The sequence below is a fragment of the Vulcaniibacterium thermophilum genome, from assembly GCF_007923255.1.
GTDB lineage: Bacteria > Pseudomonadota > Gammaproteobacteria > Xanthomonadales > Xanthomonadaceae > Lysobacter_F > Lysobacter_F thermophilum.
Genome location: NZ_VOHJ01000022.1, coordinates 32,831 through 50,629 on the forward strand (window position 1 = coordinate 32,831; position 17,799 = coordinate 50,629).

The 17,799-nt window shown below is 71.0% G+C and carries 17 protein-coding genes; 5 read left to right on the forward strand and 12 right to left on the reverse strand.

The features are described 5' to 3' along the window. Positions 1-69: 69 nt before the first annotated feature. Positions 70-1,134: a bifunctional transcriptional activator/DNA repair enzyme AdaA gene (locus FQY64_RS09965; protein ID WP_146474116.1), complete on the forward strand. Its 1,065-nt coding sequence runs from the start codon at positions 70-72 to the stop codon at positions 1,132-1,134. 69 nt (positions 1,135-1,203) lie between these two features. Here FQY64_RS09965 and cyoE read toward each other — a convergent pair whose 3' ends face one another. From cyoE to FQY64_RS09985, 4 genes are read right to left on the reverse strand one after another with little or no spacing between them, the layout of a single operon-like run. Continuing rightward, positions 1,204-2,133: a heme o synthase gene (gene cyoE, locus FQY64_RS09970; RefSeq protein WP_146474117.1), complete on the reverse strand. Its 930-nt coding sequence runs from the start codon at positions 2,131-2,133 to the stop codon at positions 1,204-1,206. Further along, complete coding sequence (locus tag FQY64_RS09975) at positions 2,133-3,278, reverse strand: COX15/CtaA family protein (protein WP_146474118.1); 1,146 nt, start codon at positions 3,276-3,278, stop codon at positions 2,133-2,135. Before FQY64_RS09975 ends, cyoE begins: the two co-directional genes overlap by 1 nt. 13 nt (positions 3,279-3,291) lie before the next feature. Then, positions 3,292-3,858, reverse strand: coding sequence for an FAD-dependent oxidoreductase (locus tag FQY64_RS09980; RefSeq protein ID WP_146474119.1), 567 nt, complete (start codon positions 3,856-3,858; stop codon positions 3,292-3,294). Further along, positions 3,855-4,574, reverse strand: coding sequence for an SURF1 family protein (locus tag FQY64_RS09985; RefSeq protein WP_229814941.1), 720 nt, complete (start codon positions 4,572-4,574; stop codon positions 3,855-3,857). The genes FQY64_RS09980 and FQY64_RS09985 overlap by 4 nt, the downstream gene beginning before the upstream one ends. Before the next feature lie 69 nt (positions 4,575-4,643). Between FQY64_RS09985 and FQY64_RS09990 the strand changes: the two genes are divergently transcribed. Beyond that, positions 4,644-4,874 (forward strand): twin transmembrane helix small protein, encoded by a 231-nt coding sequence (locus FQY64_RS09990; RefSeq protein ID WP_146474121.1) that lies wholly within the window; start codon positions 4,644-4,646, stop codon positions 4,872-4,874. Positions 4,875-5,005: 131 nt separating this feature from the next. On the opposite strand, the gene FQY64_RS09995 is transcribed toward FQY64_RS09990, so the two are convergent. From FQY64_RS09995 to coxB, 5 genes are read right to left on the reverse strand one after another with little or no spacing between them, the layout of a single operon-like run. Continuing rightward, positions 5,006-5,884, reverse strand: coding sequence for a cytochrome c oxidase subunit 3 (locus FQY64_RS09995; RefSeq protein ID WP_146474122.1), 879 nt, complete (start codon positions 5,882-5,884; stop codon positions 5,006-5,008). Positions 5,885-5,912: 28 nt separating this feature from the next. Then, the gene (locus FQY64_RS10000) at positions 5,913-6,503 is read right to left on the reverse strand and encodes a cytochrome c oxidase assembly protein (protein ID WP_146474123.1); all 591 of its coding nucleotides are present in this window, start codon (positions 6,501-6,503) and stop codon (positions 5,913-5,915) included. Then, complete coding sequence (locus FQY64_RS14765; protein WP_186760921.1) at positions 6,500-6,637, reverse strand: hypothetical protein; 138 nt, start codon at positions 6,635-6,637, stop codon at positions 6,500-6,502. The genes FQY64_RS10000 and FQY64_RS14765 overlap by 4 nt, the downstream gene beginning before the upstream one ends. A gap of 31 nt (positions 6,638-6,668) precedes the next feature. After that, positions 6,669-8,294, reverse strand: a complete 1,626-nt coding sequence (gene ctaD, locus FQY64_RS10005; RefSeq protein ID WP_146474124.1) for a cytochrome c oxidase subunit I — start codon at positions 8,292-8,294, stop codon at positions 6,669-6,671. A gap of 28 nt (positions 8,295-8,322) precedes the next feature. Beyond that, positions 8,323-9,213, reverse strand: coding sequence for a cytochrome c oxidase subunit II (gene coxB / locus FQY64_RS10010; RefSeq protein WP_229814942.1), 891 nt, complete (start codon positions 9,211-9,213; stop codon positions 8,323-8,325). A 469-nt stretch (positions 9,214-9,682) separates the two neighbouring features. On the opposite strand from coxB, the gene putA reads away from it, so the two are divergent. Next, positions 9,683-12,838: a bifunctional proline dehydrogenase/L-glutamate gamma-semialdehyde dehydrogenase PutA gene (putA, locus tag FQY64_RS10015; protein WP_229814943.1), complete on the forward strand. Its 3,156-nt coding sequence runs from the start codon at positions 9,683-9,685 to the stop codon at positions 12,836-12,838. A gap of 407 nt (positions 12,839-13,245) precedes the next feature. Here the strand turns inward: putA and FQY64_RS10020 are convergent, their stop codons facing one another. Continuing rightward, positions 13,246-14,640, reverse strand: coding sequence for an OmpP1/FadL family transporter (locus FQY64_RS10020; protein WP_186760922.1), 1,395 nt, complete (start codon positions 14,638-14,640; stop codon positions 13,246-13,248). A gap of 197 nt (positions 14,641-14,837) precedes the next feature. Here FQY64_RS10020 and FQY64_RS10025 point away from each other — a divergent pair, with 197 nt between their 5' ends. Together FQY64_RS10025 and FQY64_RS10030 are read left to right on the forward strand one after the other, a co-directional pair. Further along, entirely contained in the window at positions 14,838-15,530 is a 693-nt protein-coding gene (locus tag FQY64_RS10025; protein ID WP_146474133.1) for a rhomboid family intramembrane serine protease, read from the forward strand. 107 nt (positions 15,531-15,637) lie between these two features. Beyond that, complete coding sequence (locus tag FQY64_RS10030; RefSeq protein ID WP_146474128.1) at positions 15,638-15,955, forward strand: DUF1820 family protein; 318 nt, start codon at positions 15,638-15,640, stop codon at positions 15,953-15,955. A 16-nt stretch (positions 15,956-15,971) separates the two neighbouring features. Here the strand turns inward: FQY64_RS10030 and FQY64_RS10035 are convergent, their stop codons facing one another. Together FQY64_RS10035 and FQY64_RS10040 are read right to left on the reverse strand one after the other, a co-directional pair. Beyond that, positions 15,972-17,267: a S41 family peptidase gene (locus FQY64_RS10035; RefSeq protein ID WP_146474129.1), complete on the reverse strand. Its 1,296-nt coding sequence runs from the start codon at positions 17,265-17,267 to the stop codon at positions 15,972-15,974. A 95-nt stretch (positions 17,268-17,362) separates the two neighbouring features. After that, a partial coding sequence (locus FQY64_RS10040) for a murein hydrolase activator EnvC family protein (protein WP_146474130.1) occupies positions 17,363-17,799 on the reverse strand: 437 nt, incomplete at its 5' end.

Below are 17,799 nucleotides of genomic sequence, written 5' to 3' on the forward strand. Positions count from 1 at the left end.
CGCAGGAATCGGAGTGTCCGCCGCGCGGGGGCGGCGGAGGATGCGCGTACCATCCGCAAGGAGACCGCCATGGCCCTGCCCCCGCCCGCCGAGTGCCTCGCCGCCCTGCGTGCCCGCGACCGCGCGTACGACGGGCGGTTCGTATACGGCGTGATCACCACCGGCGTGTTCTGCCGGCCGTCCTGCGGTGCGCGGCCGCCGCGCGAGGAACACCTGCGCTACTTCGCCGATGGCGAGGCGGCGCGGGCTGCGGGTTTCCGGCCATGCAAGCGCTGCCGACCCGAGCAGGCCGCAGAACACGAGCGCCTGGAGGCGACTGCGCGCTTCATCGAGCGGCACGCGGACCGGCCGCTGCCGCTGGCGGAACTGGCGGCGCAGGCCGGGCTGTCGCCGACGCACTTCCAGCGCCGGTTCCGGGCGCGGTTCGGCGTCTCGCCGCGGCAGATGCAGGACGCGGTGCGGATGCGCACACTGAAGTCGGCATTGCGGCAGGGCGCAGCGGTCACCGACGCGATCTACGCCGCTGGTTACGGCTCGCCCAGCCGCGTGTACGGCGAAGCCGCCCGTCACCTCGGCATGACGCCGAAGGCGTACCGCGAAGGCGGCGCGGGCGAGCGCATCGTCTGGGCCGTACGCCAGACGGCGCTCGGGTCGCTGCTGATGGCGGCGACCGACCGCGGCGTGTGCTTCGCGCAGTTCGGCGACGGCATCGAACCGCTGCACGCCCAACTGCGCGCCGAGTTCCCGAACGCCGAACTCGTGCGTAGCGATGCCGAACATTCGCCCGCGCTCGACGCCTGGATCGCGGCGCTGGATGCGCACGTCTCGCGCGGCATGCCGCGGCCCGACGTGCCGCTCGACCTGCGCGGCACCGCGTTCCAGATGCGCGTCTGGCGGTTCCTGCTGGGGCTGGAGGAGGGCCAGGTGATCAGCTACGGGGAACTGGCGCGCGCACTGGACGCCCCGAGCGCCCAGCGCGCGGTGGCGGCGGCGTGCGGCGCCAACCGCGTCGCGGTGCTGGTGCCCTGCCACCGCGTGCTGCGCGGCGACGGTGCGCTGGGCGGCTACCGCTGGGGGCTGGCGCGCAAACGCGCGCTGCTCGACGACGAACGCGCGCGTCGGCGCGGCGCATGAGCCGAGCGAGCGCATCGCCCGTGCGCGGCCGGTGGCCCCGTGCAACCGCGCGGCGCCCGGGTCACCGCCTCACCCGACCGCGTGGAACTCCAGCGTCGGCGCCGGCTGCAGCCACGGCATCAGCCAGTGGTCGAGCAGCAGGAACGCGAACAGCGCCATCAGGTACACGATCGAGTAGTTGAACACCCGCATCGCGTAGAACTCGTCGGGCGGGTCCATCAGCCGCCACGCGTAGTACAGGAACACGCCGCCGAGCACCAGCGCGCCGCCGAGGTAGAACCAGCCGCTCATCGCCACCGCGAACGGCAGCAGCGTCGCCAGCACCAGCAGCGCGGTGTAGATCAGGATCTGCCAGCGCGTGTACTCCACGCCGTGGGTGACCGGCAGCATCGGCACCATCGCCCGCGCGTAGTCCTCGCGGCGGAAGATGGCGAGCGCCCAGAAGTGCGGCGGCGTCCACAGGAAGATGATCAGCACCAGCAGCAGCGCGTGCGCCCAGTCCCACTCCCCCTGCATGCCCGTGATCGCCGCCCAGCCGAGCAGCGGCGGCGCGGCGCCGGCGATGCCACCGATGACGATGTTCTGCGGCGTGGCGCGTTTGAGGAACACCGTGTACACGACCGCGTAGCCGATCAGCGACAGGAACGTCAGCGCCGCCGTCAACGGGTTCACCCACAGCACCAGCACCAGCATCGACAGCGCCGCCAGCGCCAGCGCGAACAGCAACGCCTGCCGCGGCGTGATCTGCCCGACCACGATCGGCCGCCACGACGTGCGCGCCATCTTGGCGTCGATGCGCGCGTCCAGGATCTGGTTGATCGCCGCCGCGCTCGAGGCCGCCAGCCAGATGCCGACGAACGCCACCGCGCCGCGCGCGGCCTGCGCCGCGCTCGGCACGCCGTCCACCGCCAGCAGCATGCCGACCAGCGCGGTGAACACGATCAGCGCCACCACCCGGGGCTTGGTCAGGTCCCAGTACTGGCGGAACGTGGCGGCCATCAGGCGGCGGGCGGGCGCAGGCGGGCCAGCAGCGAGACCAGCACGAACAGCAGCAGCGCCGCGCCGGCGTTGTGCGCCACCGCCACCGCGAGCGGCAGGTTGAGCTTGACGTTGGCGATGCCGAGCGCGACCTGCGCCACCGCCAGCGCGCCGAGCGAGACGCTCCAGCCGCGCATGCCCGGCGTGCGCCACAGTTTCGCGGCCAGCGCCAGCAACGTCGCGAATGCGACCACCGCCATCGCCCGGTGCGCGAGCTGGATCGCGATGCGCGACGCGCCGTCGAGCACGCCGCCTTCGTAATCGACCCCGATGCCGCGCCACAGCACGAAGCCCTCGCGGAAATCGGCGGGCGGCCACCAGCGGCCGACGCAGGTCGGGAAATCGGTGCCGCAGGCGAGCGCGGCGTAGTTGGCGCTGGTCCAGCCGCCGAGCGCGATCTGCACGCCGAGCACCGCGATGGCGACGATCAGCCACCTGCGCAGACGCGCCGCGTCGGCCAGCCGGATCGGATAGCCGGTCGCGCGCCAGGCGATCCACAACAGCAGCGAGAACGTCGTCAGCCCGCCGAGCAGATGGCCCATCACCACGATCGGCTTCAGCAGCCACGTCACCGTCCATTTGCCGAGCAGCGCCTGGAAGATGATCACCGCCAGCGTGATCGTGCTGGCGCGCGCCAGATCGGCGTTGCTCCAGCGGAACGCCGCCACCAGCAGGATCGCCTCGCCCACCGCGGCGAGCGCCAGCGCCGCCGCCGCGTGGCCCTGCATGTACAGCGGGATCGCCGCCGCCACCGGCAGCACCGCGCCGAGGATCTGCGCGAGGCCGTGCCGCCGCCGGCGCGCCGCCAGCAGCGCCAAGGCCAGCACCAGCACGCCCAGCAGCGCCGCGATGTGGCGGTGCACCTGCTCGCGCCACGCCTTGTGGGGTTCGACCGGGCGCACCGCGGTGAGCGCGGCGTCGGCTTCGGCGTGCGCCACCCGGGGCCAAGTGGCGCGGCCGTAGCAGGTCGGCCAGTCGGGGCAGCTCAGGCCCGCGTTCGACAGCCGCACGAACGCGCCGAACACGATCACGCCGAACGCCAGCGCCACCGCCAGCCAGGCGAGCCGATGGAAATGCTTGTAGAGGGCGGCCTTCGCAGGCGTCATGGGCGTGGGTACCTCACCTCAGCTTGAGCAGCTTCGCCAGGTCCGCGCGCAGCCCGGCCGGATCGGCGCCCGGAGCGTACCGCAGAACCACGAACCCGTTCGGATCGATCACGTACACCGGCACGCCGCGCGCATCGTCCACGCGCGGCAGCGCGGCGCGGAACGCCGCGTCCTCGCGCAGCAGCCGAAGTGCGGGCGAACGCGGCGCCTGCGCCGGATACTCGCCCATCCACAGCACGTGCACGCGCGCCGCTTCGCGCGACTGCAGCAGGCGCGCCTTCTCGAGGTCCGCCGCCAGCCGCGCGCACGGCGCGCCGCAGCGCGCGGGCGCGACCACCGCGATGCGCCACAGCCGCAGCTCCGGCTGCCAGCGGTAGACGCCGCCGGCCGCGAGCGGCGGCTCGGCGCGGCGCGCATCGCCCGGCGGCTGCAGCAGCTCGCCGTGGCTCTTCAGCCCGGCTGGACGCCAGCCCGTGAAGCGCAGCACCCCCGCCAGCCCGAAGCTGCCCAGGAACACCAGCGCGATCAGCACCAGCGCGATGCGGTTGCGCCTGCGGACGGCGGGATCGACGGCATTCATCGGCGAAGACTCCGGACGGTGAGCAGCACGGCGGTGACGAGCACGGCGGCGGCGAGCGCGAACCACTGCACGGCATAGCCGCGATGCTTTTCCGGCGGCAGGGTGTTGGCCAGCAGCGCGAGGTCGCGTTCGTATCCGATCGGCAGCGCCGGATCCAGCCGCAGCACGCGCGGCGCGAGCGGCACCGACAGGCCGGTGGCGCCGGCGATCGCCGCGAGGTCGACCCGGGTCATCAGCCAGCCCTCGCCCTGCCGCGCCAGCGGCGCGCCGAGCGCGAGACCGGCCGACGGCGGCGGCGCGAGCAGACCGCGCAGCGTGCGCTCGCCTTCGAGCCGGGCCACCGCAGGCAGGCTGCGCTCGCCGGCCAAGGGGAGCCAGCCGAGGTCGACCAGCAGCGGCGCGCCGGCCTCGGGCACGAAGATCCGGTAGGCGCGCACGCCGACGCGTCCGCCGCGCTGCTGGTTGTCCAGCAGCAGCGGCCCGCGCGCATCGAAGCGGCCGCGGCCCTCGGCCCAGTCGTAGGCCCGCGCGCGGGTCGCATCGGAGGCGATCGCCAGCGGACGCGGCGCGCGCTCGGACAGCACCCGCGCCGCTTCGTCGAGCATCCGCTGCTTCTCCAGCGCGCGCTGCGACTGCCACCACCCTAGCCGCGCGAAGCCGGCGATCGCCAGCAACGCCAGCGTCCAGCCGATCCAGAGCGTTGCCCCGCGGCTCACGTTCGTCCTGCCACGGCTTGCGATAATGCGATTCCGCATACGCCACGCCGACGACGGCAGGACATCCCCATGAGCGACTCGCTGAAGACCCTGCTGATCATCGCGTTCCTGATCCTGATCCTGTGGAACCTCGGCGCCGGCCTTTACTACATGCTGGTGGACAAGGGCGAGAGCAAACGCACCGTCAACGCGCTGACGCGCCGGATCGCGCTCTCGGTCGCGCTCATCCTCGGCGTCGTGTTCGCCGCCTGGATGGGCTGGATCGACTTCCACGGCGTCGGGTCGAATCCGGGCCGGTGATGCCGGCATTCGGGAATCGGCAATCGGGAGTCGTCAAAAGCAAAGAGCGACACGCGTGTCGCTCCCCGCTCCCGGAACCAGGACCCGCTTCTACGAGTCCCGATTCCCCATTCCCGATTCCCGCATCGGCGTTACAGCACGTACACGAACAGGAACAGCCCCAGCCACACCACGTCGACGAAGTGCCAGTACCAGGCGACCGCCTCGAACGCGAAGTGGTTGTCGCGGCTGAAGTGGCCCTTCAGGCAGCGGAACCAGATCACCGCCAGCATGATCGTGCCGAGGGTGACGTGCGCGCCGTGGAATCCGGTGAGCATGAAGAAGGTCGAGCCGTAGATGCCCGAGCCGAGCGTCAGGTTCAGCTCCTTGTAGGCGTGGATGTACTCCTCCGCCTGGAAGAACAGGAACAGCGCGCCCAGCAGGATGGTCGCGCCCAGCCACACCAGCAGCGCCTTGCGGTGCCCGGCCTTCAGCGCGTGGTGCGCGGCGGTGACGGTGACGCCCGAGCTGAGCAGGATCAGCGTGTTGAGCAGCGGCAGGCCCCACGCCGGAATGGTCTGGAAGCTGCCGCCGACCTGCTGCGGGCCGTTGGTCGGCCAGCCGGCGCTGTAGCCTTCCCACAGCAGCCAGTTGGTCAGCGCGCCGTCGCCCTCGCCCGACAGCCACGGCAGCGCGAACTGGCGCGCGTAGAACAGCGCGCCGAAGAACGCGGCGAAGAACATCACCTCGGAGAAGATGAACCAGATCATCCCCATCCGGAACGACACGTCGACCTGGCGGTTGTAGCGCCCGCTCACCGATTCCCGCACCACGTCGCCGAACCAGCCGGTCAGCACCGCCAGCAGCAGCGCGATGCCGGTGTAGAACGTCCACATGCCCCAGGTCAGATCGTTGAACCAGCCGGCCAGCCCGACCATGGTGACGAACATGGCGATCGAGCCGAGGAACGGCCAGCGGCTGCCATGCGGCACGTAGTAGAGGTTGGCGTCGTGCGAATGCGCTTGGGCCATGGTGTGAGGTCCCGTGACTGCGTGGAGATCAGGGCGCCGCGCGCGGAGCGGTCGGGCCGGAGGCCGCCGCCTGCGCGGTGAGCGCGTCGTTCTTGAAGAAGGCGTAGGACAGCGTCAGCGTCTGCACGTCGTCCGGCAGATCCGGATCGACGATGAACTTCACCGGCATGTCGCGCGCCTCGCCCGGCTGCAGCGTCTGCGCGGTGAAGCAGAAGCATTCGGTCTTGACGAAGTAGGCGGAGGCGCGCGAGGGCGCCACCGAGGGCGTGGCGCTGCCGACGATCACCCGGTCGCTGGTGTTCTGCGCGCGGTAGGTGGTCTCGTAGAGCTCGCCCGGACGCACCTTCATCTGCAGCCGGTTGGGCGCGAACGTCCACGGCAGCTTCGAGTTCACCGTGCCGTCGAACTGCACGGTGACCCAGCGGTCGGTCTTCGCCCGCAGCGCCGCGGCCGCTTCGCCGTCGACCGGACCCTGCTCGAGCCGGATGCCGAAGATCTTCTCGCAGGCGATCCGGTACAGCGGCACCAGCGAGAAGGTGAACGCGAACGCGCCGAGCGCGATGCCGACGAGCTTGAGCAGGCCGATCCGGCCGCGGCGGGAAGCGGTGGGCGCGCTCATCGCCCGAGCACTCCGCTGAGGATGAACGCGACGTACACCCCGACCGCGATCAGCGCGACCACGAGCGCGGTCCGCCGCGCCGCCTTGCGGCGGGCGGCGAACTCATCGGGACGCAGGTCGGGTGCGGGGCTCATGCCGGCAGTGTGCGCGTGGCCGCGTGCAGGGTCAGTGCGTGATGTCGCCGTGCGCGAGATCGGTGTCGCGCACCACCGGCGGCGTGCTGAACGTGTGGTGCGGGGCCGGGCTCGGCACCGTCCACTCCAGGCCGCGCGCGCCTTCCCAGACGCGGGCCTCGGCCTTGGCGCCGTGCTTCAGCGAATGCCACAGCACGAACGCCATGATGAACGGAGTGGCGAACATGCCGAACGCGCCGATCGAGCTGACCAGGTTCCAGTCCGCGAACACGACGTTGTAGTCCGGGATGCGGCGCGGCATGCCGGCCAGGCCCAGGAAGTGCTGCGGGAAGAACAGCAGGTTGACGAACACCACGCTCCACCAGAAGTGGAACGCCGCCAGCTTCTGGCTGTACATCCGGCCGGTCCACTTCGGCCACCAGTAGTACACCGCGGCGATGATCGAGAACAGCGCGCCGGTCACCAGCACGTAGTGGAAGTGCGCGACCACGAAGTAGGTGTCGTGGTACTGGAAGTCGGCCGGCACGATCGCGAGCATCAGGCCGGAGAAGCCGCCGATGGTGAACAGGATCACGAACGCGATCGCCCACAGCATCGGCGCTTCGAACGTCAGCGCGCCGCGCCACATCGTGGTGACCCAGTTGAACACCTTCACCCCGGTCGGCACCGCGATCAGCATGGTGGCGAACATGAAGTAGATCTCGCCACCGAGCGGCATGCCGACGGTGAACATGTGGTGCGCCCACACGATGAACGACAGGAACGCGATCGAGGCGGTCGCGTACACCATCGCCTGGTAGCCGAACAGCGGCTTGCGGCTGAAGGTGGGGATGATCTCCGACACCACGCCGAACGCCGGCAGGATCATGATGTAGACCTCGGGGTGCCCGAAGAACCAGAAGATGTGCTGGTACATCACCGGGTCACCGCCGCCGGCGGCGTTGAAGAAGCTGGTGCCGAAGAAGCGGTCGGTCAGCAGCATGGTCACCGCGCCGGCCAGCACCGGCATCACCGCGATCAGCAGGAACGCGGTGATCAGCCAGGTCCAGCAGAAGATCGGCATCTTCAGCAGGTCCACGCCCGGCGCGCGCATGTTGAGGATGGTCGCGATCACGTTGATCGCGCCCATGATCGAGCTCACGCCCATCATGTGGATGGCGAAGATGCTGAAAGCGACGTTCAGACCGCCCTGCAGCGACAGCGGCGGATACAGCGTCCAGCCGCCGGCCGGCGCGCCGCCCGGCAGCAGCAGCGTCATCAGCAGCAGCGTGAACGCGAACGGCATGATCCAGAAGGACCAGTTGTTCATGCGCGGCAGCGCCATGTCCGGCGCGCCGATCTGCAGCGGGATCATCCAGTTCGCAAGGCCCACGAACGCGGGCATGACGCCGCCGAAGATCATGACCAGCGCGTGCATCGTGGTCATCTGGTTGAAGAACATCGGATCGACGTACTGCAGACCCGGCGTCATCAGCTCCAGACGGATCACCACCGACATCGCCGCGCCGATGATGAACATCAGGAAGCTGAACACGAGGTACAGCGTGCCGATGTCCTTGTGGTTGGTCGAATAGAACCAGCGCTCGAAGAAGCCCTGCTGGTGAGCGTGATCGTCGTGACCGGCGTGGGTGTCGATCGCTGCGGGATGCGTGGCCATGGATACCTCTTACTGATGCGGTCCGCGATCAGCCGGCGGCGGCCGGGATCGGCGTTTCTTCGACCGGCTCGGTGTGCGGAGCGGTCGTCTGTCCGGGGGCCTGCACGTCGGGCATGCCCGGCTCGGCCGGCGTCTCGGGCGCGGTCACGCCCTTCGCCTTCTGCGCGGCCAGCCACTGGCGGTATTCCGCCGGCGGCACCGCCTTGACCACGATCGGCATGAAGCCGTGATCCTTGCCGCACAGTTCCGCGCACTGGCCGCGGTAGATGCCCGGCTTCTTGATCTCGGTCCAGGCCTCGTTGATCAGGCCCGGGATCGCGTCCTGCTTCCAGCCCAGCGAGGGCACCCACCAGGCGTGGATGACGTCGTCGGCGGTGATGACGAAGCGGATCTTGGTGTCGGTCGGCAGCACCAGGACGTTGTCGACGTCGAGCAGGTAGTACGGATGGCCGGCCTCGGTGGCGTTCACGCCGCTCTGCCGGATCTGCTCGCTCCTGCGGTCCAGGCGACTGGTGAAGCTGACGCCCTCGTCCAGATAGTCGTACTTCCACATCCACTGGTAGCCGGTGACCTTGACGGTCATCTCGGAATTGCGGGTGTCGTACATCTGGATCAGCTTGCTGGTGGCCGGGAACGCCATCACCAGCAGCAGCACGATCGGGATCACCGTCCACAGCACCTCGAGCTTGGTGCTGTGGGTGAAATCGCGGTCGGGCACCGCGCCCTTGGACTTGCGGAACTTGAACATCGCCACCGCCATCGCGCCGAACACCACCAGGCCGATGGCGACGCAGATCCACAGCGCCAGCATGTGGGCGTCGTAGGCGTGCTGCGAGGAGGCGGTGACGCCCTCGCGCATGTTGAGCTGCCAGCGGTGCGGATCGTCCGCCTGCGCGAACGCCAGGACCGGCAGCGCCATCGCCAACGCGCCCGCTGCCCACTGATTGAAACGACCGGCTTTCATCACTTCGAGCCCCGACAATCTTTTCGGATAGGTGTGCGTTCCGCTGGCGACCCTGCGACCGCGCGCGGAGCGTGCGATCCGCGCGCCGGCCTCGTGCCCTGCGCGCGATACCCAGGTGGCTGGCGGGCCCGGCGGTGGGCCCCTTCGCGCCGTCCGGCGCCGGGCGGGTCCGCTCGGCGAAACGGTGGCGCTGGGGAAACCGTGAAATGGTAGCCCCGGGGCGGGGTGCGGGCAACCGCCGCGCACGGGCGCGCGGCGCTTCCATCGCCTGCGCGCTGCGCGCCATGCGGCAGCGGAGGGTGGAGGCGGCGGCTTACACTAACGGGCTCGACCCCGTCGCGCTGCGCAGTCGCATTTTCCGATGACCAGCCTCTCCCCGGCCGCCCCCGCGGCCCTGCCGACGTCCGCGCCGGCCCCCTCCGCCGTGCTCGCGCCCGAACTTCCGCCGCCGCCCGCCGGTCCGCGCGCGGCGATCACCGACGCCTGGGTGCGCGACGAGACCGCGCACGTGCGCATGCTGCTGGAACAGGCGCGTCTGCCCGAGGCCGACCGCCTCGCGGTGCAGGCCACCGCCGCCGACCTGGTCGCCCGGGTCCGCGCGCGCGCCCAGGACCAGGGCGCGATCGAGGCGTTCATGCGCCAGTACGACCTCGGCAGCGAGGAAGGTGTGCTGCTGATGTGCGTGGCCGAGGCGCTGCTGCGCATCCCCGACGAGGACACCGCCGACCGCCTGATCCGCGACAAGCTGGGCGAGGCCGACTGGAAGCGCCACATGGGCCAGTCGGATTCGATCCTGGTCAACGCCTCGACCTGGGGCCTGATGCTGACCGGCAAGCTGGTCGATCTGGCCGACGAGACCAAGCGCGACGTGCACGGCGCCCTCAAGCGCCTGATCGGCCGCATCGGCGAACCGGTGGTGCGGCTGGCGGTGCGCCAGGCGATGAAGATCATGGGCCACCAGTTCGTCATGGGGCGCACGATCGAGGAGGCGCTGGCGCGCTCGCGCAAAGGCGGCAACGCGGCCTACCGCTATTCGTTCGACATGCTCGGCGAGGCGGCGCTGACGGCGAAGGACGCGCAGCGCTATCTCGACGCGTACCGCATGGCGATCCACGCGATCGGCCGCAGCGTCGGCGGCGCGCCCACCGACGTCTTCGCGGCGCCCTCCATCTCGGTCAAGCTGTCCGCGCTGCACCCGCGCTACGAGCACGCCAAGCGCGCGCGCGTGCTGGCCGAGCTGACCCCGCGCGTGCTGGAGCTCGCCCAGCTCGCCAAGTCCTACGGCATCGGCTTCACCATCGACGCCGAGGAGGCCGACCGGCTGGAACTGTCGCTCGACGTGATCGCCGCCGCCTACGCCGATCCCTCGCTCGACGGCTGGGAGGGCTACGGGCTCGCCGTGCAGGCCTACCAGAAGCGCGCGCCGTACGTGATCGACTTCATCGCCGACCTGGCGCGCCGCCACCGTCGCCGCATCCCGGTGCGGCTGGTCAAGGGCGCGTACTGGGACAGCGAGATCAAGCGCGCGCAGGTCGACGGCCAGGCGGGCTACCCGGTGTTCACCCGTAAGCCGAACACCGACGTGTCGTACCTGGCCTGCGCGCGCCGGCTGCTGGACGCGTCGGATGCGATCTATCCGATGTTCGCCACCCACAACGCGCACACGATCGCGGCGGTGCACCGGATGGCGGCCGGGCGCGCGTTCGAGTTCCAGAAGCTGCACGGCATGGGCGACGACCTGTACGCCGAGGTGATTCCCGCCGACCGCCTCAACGTGCCGTGCCGCGTGTACGCGCCGGTCGGCAGTCACGAGGACCTGCTGCCCTACCTGGTGCGCCGCCTGCTCGAGAACGGCGCCAACTCCAGCTTCGTCAACCGCATCACCGATGCGCGCGTGCCGGTCGCCGAGCTGGTGCGCGATCCGGTCGAGACGGTGTCGAACTTCGCCTCCATCCCCCACCCCCGCATTCCGCTGCCGGTGGACCTGTACCGCAGCCACGGCCTCGATCGGACCAATTCCATGGGCATCAACCTCGCCAACGACCAGCACCTGCACCGCCTCGCCGCCGAGATGAACGCCGCGATCCGCGGCGACTGGCATGCCGCGCCGCTGGTGCCGGGCGGGTCGGCGACCGCCGAGCGCCTGCCGGTGACCAATCCGGCCGATCGCCGCGAGGTCGTCGGCCACTGGCAGCCGGCCGATGCCGCACTGGTCGAGCGCGCGCTCTCGAACGCGGTGGATGCGCAGCCGGCATGGGACATGACGCCTGCCGCCAGCCGCGCGGCGATTCTCGAGCACGCCGCCGACCTGCTGGAAGCGCGCATGCCGGCGTTCATGGCGATGTGCGTCAAGGAGGCCGGCAAGACGATCGCCGACAGCGTCGCCGAAGTGCGCGAGGCGGTCGATTTCCTGCGCTACTACGCCGGCCAGGCGCGCACGCTGTTCGCGCCGGAAGCGCTGCCCGGTCCGACCGGCGAATCCAACACGCTGCAGCTGTGCGGCCGCGGCGTGTTCGTCTGCATCAGCCCGTGGAACTTCCCGCTCGCCATCTTCATCGGCCAGATCAGCGCCGCGCTCGCCGCCGGCAACAGCGTGATCGCCAAGCCCGCCGAGCAGACCAACCTGATCGGTTATGCCGCGGTGAAGCTGCTGCACGAGGCCGGCGTGCCGGAAGCGGCGCTGCAGTTCCTGCCCGGCGACGGCGCCACCGTCGGCGCCGCGCTCACCCGCGATCCGCGCGTGGCCGGCGTCGCCTTCACCGGCTCCACCGACACCGCGCGCGCGATCAACCGCGCGCTCGCCGCGCGCGACAACGCGCCGATCGCCACCCTGATCGCCGAGACCGGCGGCCAGAACGCACTGATCGCCGATTCTTCGGCGCTGCCCGAGCAGCTCGTGAAGGACGCGATCGGCTCGGCGTTCACCTCCGCCGGCCAGCGCTGCTCGGCCGCGCGCGTGCTGTTCGTGCAGGAGGACATCGCCGACAAGGTGATGACGATGCTGGCCGGCGCGATGGCCGAGCTCACGGTCGGCGACCCGGCACTGCTGTCCACCGACGTCGGTCCGGTGATCGACGCCGACGCGCTGAAGATGCTCGAGGAGCACGCCGCGCGCATGGACCGCGAGGCGAAGAAGATCGCCTGCGTCGAGCTCGGCGCGCAGTGCGCGCACGGCACCTTCTTCGCGCCGCGCGCCTACGAGATCGCTTCGCTCGACTTGTTGCACAAGGAGATCTTCGGCCCGGTGCTGCACGTGATCCGCTGGAAGGCGAGCGAGCTCGACGCGGTGATCGACGCGATCAACGCCACCGGCTACGGGCTCACGCTGGGCGTGCATTCGCGCATCGACGAGACCATCGAGAAGATCGCCCGCCGCGTGCGGGTGGGCAACTGCTACGTCAACCGCAACCAGATCGGCGCGGTGGTCGGCGTGCAGCCGTTCGGCGGCCAGGGCCTGTCCGGCACCGGCCCGAAGGCCGGCGGCCCGCACTACCTGCCACGCTTCGCCACCGAGAAGACGGTGACGATCAACACCACCGCCGCCGGCGGCAACGCGTCGCTGCTGACGCTGGGGGACTGAGGCGGGCGGGAATCCGTTCGCATTGCTCCCTCCCCTGCGGATGCAGGGGAGGGCCGGGGAGGGGTGGATTCGATCCGAGCGAACCTCCTCTGACCCCTGCACTGCAGGGGAGGAGGATCGCCCCCTTCGCGGGAGCGGCCGCGCAGGCACCCGGTGTGCGGTTCGGCGTCCGGGCGGCGCTTCTTCGTCGTTCCACGCAAGCGGGAGCCCCTGGGCGCGGAGCGCGGCTACGCCTGAGGCCGGTCGCGGCCGAAGCAGCTCCCGCAACGGCTGCGGGCCGCGCGTCGCCGCGTGGCGGGACGAGCCCATGCGATGCGCTGCCCGCTTCCCGGCGTCTCCAATACGAATCCCGCAAAGAAAGAGCCCCGCCGAAGCGGGGCTCTGTCGTTACCCGGAGGCGACCGCGATCAGAAGCGGTACTGCGCGGCGAAGCCGAACAGGTTGGCGTAGCCGTCGAACTCGCCGACCAGGCGCGAGTTGCTGGACGAGCGGATATCGATCCGCGGGGTGTCGATCTCGATGCGCTGGTAGGCCGCATCGATGCTGAGCGCCTCCGACAGGCGCCAGGTCAGACCGATCGAGTACAGCATGCGGTCGTTGTCCGGCAGGCGCGGGGTGCGCGTCTCGATGTGGGTCGGGGTCTCGTCGCGGGTGATGCCGCCGCGCAGGGTGAGCGTGTCGCTCATGTCCCACTCGGCGCCGAGCGCGTACATCGTGGTGTCGCGCCACGAGAAGTCCTCGATCGAGTTCGGCTGGAACGGGTTGGCGAAGTCGATGTTGACCTCGCGCATCGAGCTCCAGTCGGTCCACTGCACGTCGGCCATCACGCGCACCGCGTCGGTCACGCCGTACTGCACGCTCAGGGTGGTGACGCTGGGCGTGGTCAGCTCGGCGGTGGCGCCGGTGTCGACGAAGCCGTTGCCGAGCGCGGCGAGCTGCGCGCGCTGCGCCGGCGGCAGCATCGGGTTGGCGGACAGCGTGCGGTACAGCGTCTGCGCGGCCTGGAAGCTGGCCGGCGTGGTGAAATCGGCGCGGCCTTCGATGTCGTGGTCGACCTCGGAGCGGTGCGCCAGGCCGATCGCAAGCCGGTCGGTCGGCTTCCACTGCGCGCCGAGGATCCAGCCGATGCCGTTGGAGTCGCCTTCGACGCTGGCGAAACCGTCCGCGCCCTGCGGCGCGGCGCCCGGGATGCCGGTGGAGGCCATGATCGTGCCGAGGTCCAGCGCGTTGGAGAGCGTCACGTCCGCGCGCTCGTAGATGAAGCCGACGCCCACCGAGAAGCGGTCGTGCAGCTTCACCGCCGCCGACAGCGTCAGGTCGACGGTCTTCAGGTCGGACTCGACCGCGTTGTAGCGGCCGACCCAGTTGCGGTCGTATTCGGTCTTCAGGCCGAACGGCGCGCCGACCGCAACGCCGAGCGTCAGGCCTTCCAGCGCGCCCTTCATCGGGAACACCGCGGCGAAATTCGGCACCGGGGTCGGATCGCCCGGGTCGCCACCGTCGCCGCCCGTCAGCGGGGTGCCGGCGGCGGTCGTGCCGCCGCCCTCGAAGTCGGCGGTCAGGTCGATCACGGTGACGTCGGTCTGCACGGTGTTGCCGGCGAGGTTCACCATCGCCGCGGGGTTGTTGCTGACGACGCTGGCGTCGTCCTGCGCGGTCGCGACGCCGGCCTGGCCGCGGCCCAGGTTCTTGACGCTGCTCTCGCGCAGCTGGAAGCCCGTGGCCTGCGCCTGGCCGAACGCCAGCACGCCGGCAACGCCGAGCGCGAGCGCGGAAAGACGGGCGAGATGCGAATGCTGCATGCGTGTACTCTCCACTGTTCTTGAGTTGTATGTCCTGCGTGTTCGGCCGCTGAAGCGGGGGACGCGGTCCCCGGCACGCCGGAACCCCCTCCCGACGTACGACGCCGTATGCACTATACCGATTAACCCGCCGCCAACAACGGGCCGTCCGGCCTGGGGCATCCGCCTCGCTCGGGCGCTCCGAGACCGCCGTGAACGTGTTCGTCCGCATCCCGACCCGCGAGAAACCTCGGTTGCGCTGGGCCACCCCGACGGTGTTCGCGCTGCTGTGGCTGGCCTTCATCGTGTGGGCGCTGCTGCCGGACCCGGAGCAGCGGCGTCTGACCCTGCAATGGGGTGCGCTGAGCGGCGGCTGGGCTTCGCCGCAAGCGGCCTGGGCGGCACTGCGCGACGGTTCGGCGCTGCGTCTGGTGACCGCGCTGTTCCTGCACGCGGACTGGGCGCACCTGCTCGGCAACCTGATCTTCCTGCTGATCTTCGGCCTGCCGGCGGAGCGGGTGATGGGCGCCTGGCGGCTGCTGCTGGTGTTTCTCGGCGGCGGCGCGGTGGCCAATCTCGCCGCCGCGGTGACGATCGGCGAGCCGGACCGGCTGATCATCGGCGCCAGCGGCGCGGTGTCGGCGCTGATCGGCGCTTACCTCGCGCTGTTCCCGTCCGCCAAGCTCGGCGTGGTGCTGCCGCTGGGGCTGTTCCTGCAGTTCGTGCGCGCGCCGGCGCCGCTGCTGATCGGCATCTGGGCGCTGCTGCAGTTGCTGTACACGTTCATCGGCCCCGCGTTCGGCGCGGTGGCGTGGTCCGCGCATCTGGCGGGGTTCGCGTTCGGCGCGGCCTACGCGTTGCTGGCAAGGCGCGCCATCGCGCGCCGCCTGCGGCGGCGGCAGGGCCTGTAGCCCCGCGCTTGAGAACGGCGCGGGCGAACCTCATTTCCGCATTACCGGGGGCGTCATCGGCGCGTTCCGGACCAGTCCCGCCTCCTTCCGCCGCGTCGGCCAGCCGCATGAAAGCTCTCTACAAAGTCACCTTCTTCAACGCCGGCAAGATCTACGAGCTCTACGCGCGCCAGGTGTCCAGCAGCGGCCTGTGGGGGTTCACCGAGGTGCGCGATCTGGTGTTCGACGTACACGACGGGATCGTGGTCGATCCGACCGAGGAGCGCCTGCGCGACGAGTTCGGCCAGACCCAGGCGCTGCATCTGCCGATGCAGAGCATCGTGCGCATCGAGGAGGTCGAGCGCAAAGGCGCCTCGGCGATCCGCGACGCCGCCAGCGGCGAGAAGGTGGTGACGCCGTTCCCGTTGCCGGCGCGGCCGAAGTGAGCGCGCCGCGCGCGGCTCAGCGAGGCGTCGCCGCGGCCGCCGGAGCGGTCGCCGTCGTGCCCATGCGCTTGAGCTCGGCCAGCGCCGAGGCGATGTAGCCCTCGCCTTCCAGCAGTTCGCCCGCGTTCTCGCCGGGCGCGTCCTCGCCGTCGCCGCGCAGATGGCCGCGCAGGCGCGCCTCGCTGCTGCCGTTGCGCGCTTCGCCGTTGGCGCGCAGCACCACGTCCGGGGTGATCCCCAGCGCCTGGATCGACTTGCCGCTCGGGGTGTAGTAGCGCGCGGTGGTGAGCTTGACCGAATCGCCGTTGTCCAGCGGCAGCAGGGTCTGCACCGAGCCCTTGCCGAACGTGCGGCTGCCGACCACGCGCGCGCGGCCGTTGTCGCGCAGCGCGCCGGCCAGCACTTCCGAGGCGCTCGCCGAACCGGCGTCGACCAGCACCACCACCGGCGCGCCGCCGAGGCGGTCGCCCGGGGTCGCGCCGAACTCGGCGTCGCTGATCGGGATGCGGCCGCGCGTGCTGACGATGCGGCCCTTCTCCAGCAGGCTGTCGGCGATCTGCACCGCCGAGGTCAGCAGGCCGCCGGGATTGCTGCGCAGGTCGATCACCAGCCCGCGCAGCGCGCCGCCGGCCTGCGCCTTCAGCGCATCGAGCTGGCGGTCGAACTCGGCCGCGGTGTCGGCCTGGAACGCGCTGACGCGGACGTAGCCGTAGCCCGGCTCCAGCATCCGGCTGCGCACGCTGGCGATGCGGATGGTCTCGCGGGTCACGGTGACGTCGAACGGCTTGTCGCGGCCCTCGCGCACCACGGTCAGCGTCACCTTGCTGCCGGACGGTCCGCGCAGCGGGGTGGAGGTGTCGCCTTCGCCGGGATCGAACGGCTTGCCGTCGATGGCGATGATGACGTCGCCGCCGCGCAGCCCGGCGCGCGCGGCCGGGGTGTCGTCGATCGCGGCGATGATGCGCAGCGAGCCGTCCGGCTGGCGCTGCAGCTCCACGCCGATGCCGTCGTAGGCGCCGCGCGCGGCGTCGGTGAAATCCTCGGCGGCGCTCTTTTCCAGATAGACGCTGTGCGGGTCGAGGTCGAACAGCAGCCCTTTGATCGCCGACTGCATCAGCCGGGCGTCCTCCACCGGCTCGACGTACGCCTGCTTGATCGCGTTGTAGATGGCGACGTAGCGGCGGATCTCGTCGAGCGGCACTTTCGGAGCGGCGTCGTCCGCCGGCGCCGCGGAGGTCTTGGGGGGCGTCTGCGCGGCGAGCGGCGCGGCGGCCAGCAGCAGGGTCAGCGGAAGCAGGACTCGCAGGGACATCGGCAACTCCGGGTGGCGAGGCGTTCGACCGCGCGCGGGCGGCCGGGGTTCCGCCGATTATGCGCGGCGCGTGCGCGGCGGCGCGTGCCGCGCGCTCAGCGCTTCAGCCAGACGCCGGGATCGACCGTGCGGCCGTGATGGCGCAGTTCGAAGTACAGCGCCGGACGCTCGAAGCCGCCGGAGCTGCCGACGGTGGCGATCGCCTCGCCGCGCCGGACCTGCGCGCCGACGTCGCGCAGCAGCGTCTCGTTGTGCGCGTACAGGCTCATGTAGCCGTTGCCGTGGTCGACGATGGCGAGCAGGCCGTAGCCGGTCATCCACTGCGCGAACACCAGCGTGCCGTCGGCGACCGCCTTCACCGGCGTGCCCGCCGGCGCGGCGATCAGCAGGCCGTCGCTGCTGCGCCCGTCGGGCATCGCCGCGCGGTAGCCGGCGAGCAGCGCGCCCGACACCGGCCAGCCGAGTCCGCCGACCTGCGGCGCGGGCGCGCGCGAGGCCGGCCGGCTCGCACGCGGCGCCGGGGCCGTGCCCC

What these genes read in the sequence shown, in the direction of transcription:
- FQY64_RS09965 (WP_146474116.1), top strand. Translation starts at nt 70, where the DNA reads ATGGCCCTGCCCCCGCCCGCCGAGTGCCTCGCCGCCCTGCGTGCCCGC.
- cyoE (WP_146474117.1), bottom strand. Translation starts at nt 2,133, where the DNA reads ATGGCCGCCACGTTCCGCCAGTACTGGGACCTGACCAAGCCCCGGGTG.
- FQY64_RS09975 (WP_146474118.1), bottom strand. Translation starts at nt 3,278, where the DNA reads ATGACGCCTGCGAAGGCCGCCCTCTACAAGCATTTCCATCGGCTCGCC.
- FQY64_RS09980 (WP_146474119.1), bottom strand. Translation starts at nt 3,858, where the DNA reads ATGAATGCCGTCGATCCCGCCGTCCGCAGGCGCAACCGCATCGCGCTG.
- FQY64_RS09990 (WP_146474121.1), top strand. Translation starts at nt 4,644, where the DNA reads ATGAGCGACTCGCTGAAGACCCTGCTGATCATCGCGTTCCTGATCCTG.
- FQY64_RS09995 (WP_146474122.1), bottom strand. Translation starts at nt 5,884, where the DNA reads ATGGCCCAAGCGCATTCGCACGACGCCAACCTCTACTACGTGCCGCAT.
- FQY64_RS10000 (WP_146474123.1), bottom strand. Translation starts at nt 6,503, where the DNA reads ATGAGCGCGCCCACCGCTTCCCGCCGCGGCCGGATCGGCCTGCTCAAG.
- FQY64_RS14765 (WP_186760921.1), bottom strand. Translation starts at nt 6,637, where the DNA reads ATGAGCCCCGCACCCGACCTGCGTCCCGATGAGTTCGCCGCCCGCCGC.
- ctaD (WP_146474124.1), bottom strand. Translation starts at nt 8,294, where the DNA reads ATGGCCACGCATCCCGCAGCGATCGACACCCACGCCGGTCACGACGAT.
- coxB (WP_229814942.1), bottom strand. Translation starts at nt 9,213, where the DNA reads ATGGCGCTGCCGGTCCTGGCGTTCGCGCAGGCGGACGATCCGCACCGC.
- FQY64_RS10020 (WP_186760922.1), bottom strand. Translation starts at nt 14,640, where the DNA reads ATGCAGCATTCGCATCTCGCCCGTCTTTCCGCGCTCGCGCTCGGCGTT.
- FQY64_RS10030 (WP_146474128.1), top strand. Translation starts at nt 15,638, where the DNA reads ATGAAAGCTCTCTACAAAGTCACCTTCTTCAACGCCGGCAAGATCTAC.
- FQY64_RS10035 (WP_146474129.1), bottom strand. Translation starts at nt 17,267, where the DNA reads ATGTCCCTGCGAGTCCTGCTTCCGCTGACCCTGCTGCTGGCCGCCGCG.